Origin of the sequence: Nostoc sp. DedQUE09, assembly GCF_034530915.1 — a bacterium.
Classification (GTDB): Bacteria; Cyanobacteriota; Cyanobacteriia; order Cyanobacteriales; family Nostocaceae; genus Nostoc.
Map to the genome: position 1 here is coordinate 1 of NZ_JAVRCE010000123.1, position 9,417 is coordinate 9,417.

General features: G+C 39.2%; 9 protein-coding genes. 4 read left to right on the forward strand and 5 right to left on the reverse strand.

Features of this window, described 5'->3' with window-relative positions:
- Positions 1–55 precede the first annotated feature (55 nt).
- Positions 56–1,138, reverse strand: a complete 1,083-nt coding sequence (locus RMY27_RS35120) for an ATP-dependent 6-phosphofructokinase (RefSeq protein WP_322669416.1) — start codon at positions 1,136–1,138, stop codon at positions 56–58.
- 426 nt (positions 1,139–1,564) lie between these two features.
- Between RMY27_RS35120 and era the strand changes: the two genes are divergently transcribed.
- The 4 genes from era (at position 1,565) to RMY27_RS35140 (ending at position 4,361) form a co-directional block, all read left to right on the forward strand.
- Positions 1,565–2,539, forward strand: a complete 975-nt coding sequence (gene era / locus RMY27_RS35125) for a GTPase Era (protein ID WP_322669409.1) — start codon at positions 1,565–1,567, stop codon at positions 2,537–2,539.
- A 97-nt stretch (positions 2,540–2,636) separates the two neighbouring features.
- Positions 2,637–3,314, forward strand: a complete 678-nt coding sequence (locus tag RMY27_RS35130; protein WP_104908984.1) for a response regulator — start codon at positions 2,637–2,639, stop codon at positions 3,312–3,314.
- Between the two features lie 110 nt (positions 3,315–3,424).
- Positions 3,425–3,715 carry a hypothetical protein gene (locus RMY27_RS35135; protein ID WP_322669410.1) on the forward strand — a complete coding sequence of 97 codons (291 nt, stop codon included), beginning with the start codon at positions 3,425–3,427 and terminating at the stop codon, positions 3,713–3,715.
- A gap of 7 nt (positions 3,716–3,722) precedes the next feature.
- Positions 3,723–4,361 (forward strand): YdeI/OmpD-associated family protein, encoded by a 639-nt coding sequence (locus tag RMY27_RS35140; RefSeq protein WP_322669411.1) that lies wholly within the window; start codon positions 3,723–3,725, stop codon positions 4,359–4,361.
- 737 nt (positions 4,362–5,098) lie between these two features.
- On the opposite strand, the gene RMY27_RS35145 is transcribed toward RMY27_RS35140, so the two are convergent.
- From RMY27_RS35145 to hemN, 4 genes are all read right to left on the reverse strand, one after another.
- Positions 5,099–5,839, reverse strand: a complete 741-nt coding sequence (locus RMY27_RS35145) for a DUF3891 family protein (protein ID WP_322669412.1) — start codon at positions 5,837–5,839, stop codon at positions 5,099–5,101.
- A 345-nt stretch (positions 5,840–6,184) separates the two neighbouring features.
- Positions 6,185–6,877 carry a manganese catalase family protein gene (locus RMY27_RS35150; protein WP_322669413.1) on the reverse strand — a complete coding sequence of 231 codons (693 nt, stop codon included), beginning with the start codon at positions 6,875–6,877 and terminating at the stop codon, positions 6,185–6,187.
- A gap of 167 nt (positions 6,878–7,044) precedes the next feature.
- Positions 7,045–7,323 carry a GlsB/YeaQ/YmgE family stress response membrane protein gene (locus tag RMY27_RS35155; RefSeq protein WP_322669414.1) on the reverse strand — a complete coding sequence of 93 codons (279 nt, stop codon included), beginning with the start codon at positions 7,321–7,323 and terminating at the stop codon, positions 7,045–7,047.
- A 599-nt stretch (positions 7,324–7,922) separates the two neighbouring features.
- Positions 7,923–9,305 (reverse strand): oxygen-independent coproporphyrinogen III oxidase, encoded by a 1,383-nt coding sequence (hemN, locus tag RMY27_RS35160; protein ID WP_322669415.1) that lies wholly within the window; start codon positions 9,303–9,305, stop codon positions 7,923–7,925.
- Positions 9,306–9,417 lie beyond the last annotated feature (112 nt).

The window sequence follows — 9,417 nt, forward strand, 5'->3', positions numbered from 1 at the left end:
CTCAGCACTCAGCACTCAGCACTCAGCACTCAGCACTCAGCACTCAGCACTCAATTCAGTCTCCTAAATAAATACTCATACCACGAGCGGTTTTAACTAAAGTACCATTGGGATCGACGGCGCTATATTGAGCGATCGCTTCTGTAATTGGTACACTTAATACTTGGCGATTTTGCCAAGTCACCATGCGATCGTATTTATTCTCTGCAATTAGATTAACGGCTGCAACACCAAAAGCAGTTGCAACTAATCTATCTAGTGGTGAAGCAGTTCCACCCCGTTGAATGTGTCCTAAAACTGTGACTCGCGTTTCTACACCGATGTGCTGAATAATTTCATCGGCTAAATATTCGCCAATTCCACCGTATCGAGATTGACCTAAGCGATTAGTAATCGTCACATTTTCGCCATCTTGGGTACGAACTGCTTCGGAAACAATAATTAAACAATAGTTTTTGCCTTTCTCTTGGCGTTCTTTAATTTTGTGGCAAATATGCTCAACTGTATAAGGAATTTCGGGAATTAAAATTACATTTGCTCCCCCTGCAATTCCCGCAGCTATTGCTATGTGTCCGGCATCACGCCCCATTACTTCCAAAATCATGACTCGGCTATGACTTGCAGCAGTAAAATGTAATCGATCTAATGCTTCCGTGGCAATATTTACTGCTGTATCAAAACCGATAGCGTGTTCGGTAACGCCAATATCGTTATCAATGGTTTTGGGAATACCTACTAGATTAATACCACCTTGTTGAGCGAGGCGACGCAAAATTGCCAAACTACCATCACCACCAATGCCAATCAAAGCATCTAAACCTAGCTCATGATAACCTGCAATAATTTCTTCGGAGCGATCGCATAAACTTCCATCCGCCATTGGAAAAGCAAAAGGGTCGCCTTTATTGGTTGTCCCCAACATTGTGCCACCCGCAGTTAACAACGAGTCAACTTGGTCAACTTCCAGCTTGGTGAATTGTGGCGGACGCGCCATTAATCCTAGAGTCGCTTGACGGATTCCCAAAACCTCCCAGCCGTAAGTATTTACAGCACAATTTACTACAGCCCTAATCACAGCATTCAAGCCAGAACAATCACCTCCACTTGTCAGAATTCCTATGCGTTTGGGTTGTCCCACATCTTTTATTGACATTTTGATCCAAATGTATATATTAAGTAGTCGATGAAACTTAAGCCAAAGTTAGCAGATTAAACCTAAGCAAAAGTCCTACCTGTTAATGCCAAAGTAATTTTATGTTTCTTTTGGATCTAAAAACAAAACAAAGTCTAAAAATTCAGCAACTCTTGAGCCAGAAGTTAGAATTTATGTGGGTTTGGTATGATTATCGGTGAAATGAGGTAAACTTGGAGTTTAATTTTTTTAATATTCTGATTACTGAATTCTGACTCCCGAATATTACAAGTCAGGTTATCTCAGCTGTAAAATATAAGTGTAGAGTCGGTAGTAGATTAAACCTCGGCAAAAGCAATCTCTAAAAATGCCAGGGTAATTTTATGCCTATTTTGTGTCTAAGAACAAACCAAGTTATCCCAACTATAAAATATGAGGGTGGAGCCAAAGGTGACTAGTATTGAAAATTACAACTTCTCTTTTTCAGGAGAAGTAACAATTCCCCAGGCTCCTCCTGAATTCAAATCAGGTTTTATCGGCATTGTTGGTCGTCCAAATGTCGGTAAATCTACTTTGATGAATCAGTTAGTAGGACAAAAAATTGCCATTACATCACCAGTAGCGCAAACTACACGTAACCGTTTGCGCGGTGTATTAACTACACCAGAAGCGCAGTTAATATTTGTAGATACGCCAGGAATTCATAAGCCCCATCATCAATTGGGCGAAGTATTGGTGCAAAATGCCAAAATTGCCATTGAATCGGTAGATGTAGTGTTATTTGTGGTAGATGGATCTGTGGCTTGTGGATCGGGCGATCGCTACATTGCTGAATTGCTAAGTCGCAGCAAAACACCAGTAATTCTGGGTGTGAATAAAACCGACCAACAACCGCCTGATTCGCAGTTTCTAGATGATAGTTACGCTCAAATGGCCCAGTCTCATGAATGGGAAATCGTAAAATTTTCTGCCAAGACTAGTACAGGATTACCGCAACTTCAAGAATTATTAATTGAACATTTAGAAATTGGGCCATTATATTATCCTCCAGACTTGGTAACTGACCAGCCAGAACGCTTTATTATGGGTGAATTAATCCGAGAACAAATTTTATTATTGACTCGCGAAGAAGTACCCCATTCAGTAGCGATCGCCATTGACCTAGTAGAAGAAATTCCCAGCATTACCCGTGTACTTGCTACCATCAACGTTGAGCGTGATTCTCAAAAAGGCATACTTATCGGCAAAGGTGGAGCGATGCTCAAAGCAATTGGTAGTGAAGCCCGCGAACAAATTCAAAAATTAATCGCTGGCAAAGTTTATCTAGAATTGTTTGTGAAAGTCCAGCCAAAATGGCGACAGTCGCGGATTAGTTTAGCAGAGTTAGGCTATCGCGTGGAAGAATAATAATTGGTCATTTGTCATTAGTCATTAGTCATTGGCAAGCACAAGACAAATGACAAAGGACAAATGACTAATGACTAATGACTCTTAATTAATAAAAATGTCTTTAGATACTCGCTATCCCTTAAATTTACCGGTCAATGCTCCGCCCTTGCGCGTGTTAATTGTCGAAGACGATCCGATGATGCAACTGGGATTAGAGCAATCGTTGATGGCTCATCCTCAGTTGGAGATTGTTGGACAAGCTGAAGATGGTTATTTGGGAGTTCAAGCTGCACTGCAACTGAAACCTGATTTGGTGGTTATGGATATTGGATTGCCGCGATTGGATGGGATTGCCGCAACACAGCAAATTAAGGCGGCTCTACCAGCGACTCATGTGGTAATGCTGACATCTCATCAAACGGAGACAGAAATTATTGCGGCATTGTCTAGCGGTGCAGATGCATATTGTATCAAAGGTGCAAGTGTGGAACGATTGTTAAGTGCGATCGCAGCCGCAGTTGATGGTGCAGCCTATCTCGATCCCCAAATTGCGCGGCGAGTAATTGATAATCTCAAACCGCCTTCACCCACCACCAACACCGCCAACTTATCAGGGCGCGAGTTAGAAGTGTTAAAGCTGATGGTAGATGGATTGAGCAACCCAGAAATTGCCGAAAAGCTCTATCTTAGTCCCAATACCATCAAAACTCATGTCCGAGGGATTATGAATAAATTAGCCGTGGATGATCGCGTGCAAGCAGCAGTTGTCGCACTGCGTTCTGGGTTGGTTTGATATTAGAATAAATTTATCTGCAACTTTCAAAATACTAAAGTTCAATCTTTGGCTAGTATTTTTAACTATTAAAATTGTTGCAAAAACTTTAAATTCAGCTAATTTTTTTCATGCGCTCATTAATATTTCAAAATTTGAAGCTGACTATTCCTACAGCTTTAGCATTTACGGTTCTTGGTTATATTCTAAGTATACCTCTGAGTTATCTTGGCAACTCAGAAGCAGCAAGATGGCAATTCAATTTCCAACGCACAACATTTATTGAAACCCGAAAGCTTGATGAGCTTGGAAGTTTTCAAGCTAGGGTAGCACTTGGTGGTACAGCGCTCGGAATCCTTGTAGCTCAAACAACTTTTATTACGTATATATTTGGACTTAGCAATCGTAGTACTAAGCAGTAAGCGACCAATGCAGCAAAGTACAGAAAAAAACCTTAGCCTTAGCAAAGATAAGAATACTGGTGTATCTAAACTTAATAATGAATTACCCACTTTCTGCCCTCAAAGCCGCGAAGAATGGCGAAAATGGTTAGAAGAAAACCATCGCACCTCTCTTGGTGTGTGGCTCATTTACTACAAAGTAAAAAGTGGTAAACCAAGTGTTCGATATAGCGAAGCGGTAAAAGAAGCCTTATGTTTTGGTTGGATTGACAGTAAAGTTAAATCCTTAGACGAAGAACGTTATATGCAAATATTTACACCTCGAAAACCGAAAAGCGTGTGGTCAAAATTAAATAAACAATATATTGAAGAACTTATAAAACAAAGCTTGATGACTACAGTTGGTCTGGAAAAAATTGAAGCTGCAAAAGAAAATGGTTCATGGAACTCTTTAGATGCGATCGAAGCATTAATTATTCCCTTAGATTTAAAGCAGGCTTTAGAAGCAAACACAACAGCCAAAGAGTATTTTGAGGCATTTAATAACTCATCCAAAAAGAATATTCTTTTTTGGATTGACAGTGCAAAACGTCCAGAAACCAGATTAAAAAGAATTGAACAAACTGTAAACTCAGCAGCGATTAACAAAAACCCATTAGTTCGATAACAAAGCTTATATTATTCTTGGACAAACTGTCTTTTGAAGCACTCTTGTTAGAGATCGCCATATTTTTTAATCCCATTTACAAGTAGAGGCGTACATATATATGTACGCCTCTATAGCTGACTAATTTGTTGCCAAGATGTTTGAAAGATAGTCTACCTCAATGCATTTTAGTTAAAAGAGTTTGAGAGTTGATTAGGGTCAATATTAGTAGGAAATAACAAAATTTCCTTGCCTTCTAAACTTGCCTTTTGGTGAAGCAAAATTGCTTTTCCCAAAGAACAATATTTAATTGGAACCCATCTGTCGCTATAAAAGTAGACAGTTACTCGGCTCATTGCATACTCTTTCAACGGCAGTGGAAGAGACCAGGACGAATCCACAGTTTGAACCTTACCTGTTGAGTCCATGCTTTGAACCTCAGTTATTAAGTATATTTACTTTCACTGATTGGAATGATTTAGAGGAACTATCATAAGTAATAACAATCTGTCTTAAAACTACATCTTTAGATAAAAATTAGAATAATTAAAATTGACCTCACAACCTTGGCACTAAATGCGATCGCTACTTCTTGTGTCTTTGCAGCTTGGGTTATATCCACAGCATAACCCCCTGGAATATTCGTTATGGAGATCGCTATTGCAAAAATACAAGTAGGGATTTGATAGAAGAGTGCGATCGCATAACCTAGTTTTCTTACAGCTATTTACAGTTAAATAGCTGTAAGCTTTATGCATCTAACTCTTAACAAATGTCCACTCTAGTACCTTGATCGGCGCTTGTTGTAATGCTTGAGATAATTCGGTGCTGCTCTCAAATTTCACCTGAGAGAGGTCGCAGGCTTCGACAGTGACCGTGAATTTATCGTCTTGGAAGGGCCAGGGTTTAACAACAACCAAGTTATCACTGCGCTGCATGATGTCATAGCGCTCCCCTTCAGGGCCCTTGCTAATTTCTAAAAACCGCTCATCATCAGGTAGTTCTTGCTGACAGAGAATAAGCGAAAGGCGATCGCACCATTGCATAAATGCATAGGCTGCATCAACTTCCTCCTTTTTGATGCCCAATTCTTTGCGCCAACGTTGCTGATTTTGAAGTTGCTCGTCTAAAAGTTTGTCTAATTTTGAAGACTTACCCCGGCTTGACTCATTTAAACGGCTGATGTGCATAGAAATTAATAGAGCTACCCATCGTCCACGGTAAAGGGCATTCTTTGCCAAATTAGCCAATTTATCGACACCTGCATCTAAATCGGCATTTGTGGAGAGCATGAAGTCCTTTGGCGCACCCGCTTCAGTTAGAATATCTTCTTCCCACTCTTTTTCTAAGTCATCGTGATGAGAAATTGCAGCTATTGTTTCATATAACCTTGCTGGTGCGTCTTTGCGTCGCCATTGTCCCGCTAGTTCAGCTGCTAATAAAGCATGGGCACGATGATAAATAATTTCCCAACCAGTTGGCGTAGCGTTGACAATCACAAGTTAATCTCCTGATTCTGAGTTTTGATTTTGAGTTGAATTAATTTCTGAAGTCAGAAATATCGGGATGGAAATTGAAACCGCGATCGCTCTAACTTTTTCAGTGTGGATTAATATTTAATAGCTCTAGCTATTTTCAATTAAGTGTAATCCTCAAATACTTAAATAAAAATCCCGACTTCTTAGAAAAGTCGGGATTTTTATGCTCACCAAATGTAGCTAAACAGCCCAACATTTTCTAAAAAAGGTAGGTTATTTACCCACCAGATTATTGGGAGTTGTTCAGAATCTGCCAAAAACCTCTTTGCCCAAAATAAACCTATATTCTGACTGCAACCTATGCAATTAAGAGTGGCTTTCTAGCGGATTAGCCACGTATTTGAATGTTGGCTCAGAATTCCAAGGGCCACGCTCATCTTGACCATTTCCGTTTGTAGATAGGTTGTAGTAAAGAGCAACAGTTTCATCTGGCTTAATATTACCAAAGAATGGATCTGTCAACTTACCTAGTGAATCTAGAGCTTTCATAAACATCTGGGTATGAGAAATTTCTCGTGTTAACAGATGGACTAAAGTCTCTTGAGTTCCTTTGTCGGTTGCCAACTTAATCAATTCTTCGTAAGTCTGACGAGCGCCAGCTTCGGCTGCAACGTTAGCTCTTAAATCACGTACTACATCTCCACCCTCATTCAAATAACTTGCAGTCCAAGCATTACCTTGGCTGTCTAGAAAATGAGGTCCAATTCCTCGAACTGCAAAAAGAGTACTCTTGTAAGCCTCTGTTTGATCTACATTTTTAGTATGAGCCTCAATGAGTTTACCAACCATTTCTAAATGGCTGAATTCCTCAATTGCAATGTCTTGGAGCATATCTTTAATGCCAGCATTTTCGACATGGAATGATTGAACCCAATATTGAAGTGCTGCACTAAGTTCTCCAGTAGCTCCGCCAAACTGCTCTAAAAGCAATTGAGCAAAACGAGGGTTTGGTTCACTAACGTTAACTGCATGAATAGGCTCTTTTTTGTGAAAAAACATAGATTTACACTTCTCAAAATTTGGTGTTACAAAACGAATCAAGTTATCTCTCAGTTGTTTCCAGATAGAGCTAATTTGATGTTTTATAGCTTCTTAAACTGGTAGTAAACTAAAAGACTGAATAAAACACAGCAATTATCTTAGGGTTGATAACTACCAATCAGCGGTTATACATTGCTGCTTCTTCTGATTAATCCCCACAGGTAAATAGCAACAATTGCACCAAGCACAGCCACTAAAATACCAGGAAAAGTTAAACCAGCGCCAGCCGCAGTAATTTGCAAAGTTCCTGTTCTAAACAAGGTAAATAAAGTTCCACCGACGAAAGCACCAATGATACCCAAAATCATTGTGGAGAGAATTCCGCCGCCTTGAGAACCAGGATAAATAGCTTTAGCGAGCGCACCTGCCAAAAGTCCTAAAACTATCCAAGCAATAATACTCATAACCGCCTCAACAATCTCACTCACTTAATATCTAAGTTATCAACTCCAACCCCAAATTCTTTCTACCAGATGGGGTAAATGCTAAATCCAAAAGTTATACAAAATAATTTATATCCAGATTGGATGAGAATTTACATTTTTTGCATCTTCATACTAAACGAAAGTTTTTGCATTCTGTAAGCTATAACTTATTAAAAACATCTAATCATAGACATAATTATTGTCTGCACAACTAAATACTAGTTAATTACTCAATACATATATATTCTCTTTTATCTCTATCTTAAGGAGTAAAGTTGTATCTAACTTATTGGGGATGCATTAAAAATATTTAATTCAATTTTTGAGAATTTTCCTTACAACTCATCATTAATTATCTATATAAATAATTAACCAAGATTTTTGTTGCAGATTTTTATTTAACAACTTTATTCCAATTGCCTTTTGACTGCCTATCCGGCTTGCACTGCGCTTCATACACCACACAAATAAGTTCAAACATAAAATCGGATTGCTATAGTCTTAATAATCTCCCCTCAACTTTGATTTTTAAGGTAAATTGAGGGGATAATATGTGGTAAAGATTTGCAGAAGTGATATCAAATAGCGCGGGAGAACTTTGTCTCTCGCGTTCTTGTGTGAGTATCAAATATGACGGCAATGTTTCTAACTAGTAATCTACCGATGTCGGTAATCTGGATCTGATTTTTTGATAAACTGACTAGGCCATCGGCTTCTAGTGGTTTTAAAGCCTCTAGTTCTTCAGAGAAATATTCATCAAAACTGATATGATATTTGTTTTCAATATCTTGCTTATGAAGTTGAAAATGAGACATAATACCCATAATCACATCCCGTCTAATAATGTCATTATGAGTGAGCTTGATACCTTTGCTAACAGGTAAACTACCTGCTGCCAGTGTCTGATAATAATCTTTTAACTCCTTGTGGTTTTGAGCATAAGCATCTTCTAACATACTGATGGATGTTGCACCAAAACCAAATAATTCTGTTTCGGCGTGGGTAGTATAGCCCTGAAAATTGCGTTTGAGAGTACCATTGCGTTGAGCGATCGCTAATTCGTCATTAGTTTTAGCAAAATGATCCATGCCAATAAATAGATATTGGTTATTCGTCAATTCTTCAATAGTCATTTTCAGAATCTCTAACTTTTCCTCGGCTGGGGGTAGCGCCTCTTGAGGAATATTTTTTTGTGTTGGTTTGAGCCACGGTACATAAGCAAAGTTAAAGACAACAATTCGGTCAGGATCTAATTCAATCGTTTTTTTCAGCGTTTCTTGAAATGTTTCACGTGTTTGATAAGGTAAACCATAAATTAAATCTACATTCACACTTTCAAACTTAGCTTCTTTGATCCAACTCATGACATCAAAGAGCATTTCTTCTGGCTGGACACGATTTACAGCTACTTGAACTTGGCGATTAAAATCCTGAATGCCAAAACTAATGCGGTTAAATCCAATCTGTCTCAGAAAGAAAATGTAGTTTTTATCGATATAGCGGGGATTAATCTCAATTGAGATTTCTGCTTGGGGATCGATGTTGAAATAGCGATTGATGTTTTTCCATAAAAATTCTACTTGGTGACGCTCTAAGTAATTAGGAGTACCACCTCCCCAGTGGATTTGCAGCACTTTTCTATCGGAATCGATTAAAGCTGCGGTGTTTTTAATGTCTTGAACCAAAGACTCCACGTAAGGTTTAGCAATATTCTTGTTGTTGGAAATTACTGTATTACAGCCGCAGAAGTAGCAAGCGCTTTGGCAAAAGGGGATATGGAAATACAATGAAAGAGGGGTTTTGCGTTGATTCGATGCGGCGATCGCGGCCTTAAAATCAGTTTCAGTGAATGTTTCGCTTAACTCTGTAGCGGGCGGGTAACTGGTATATCTAGGTGCGCGAGTGTCGTACTTTTGAATCAGATCGAGATCAAACTTGACACCAGGTAATAGAAAAACCATTGAGTTGCTTTCCAATGAATGAAGGGAGTAGGTAGAGACGCGATTAATGGGGAGCGGGGGAGCGGGGGAGCAGGGGAGCAGGGGAGCAGGGGAGCAGGGGAGCAGGGGAGCA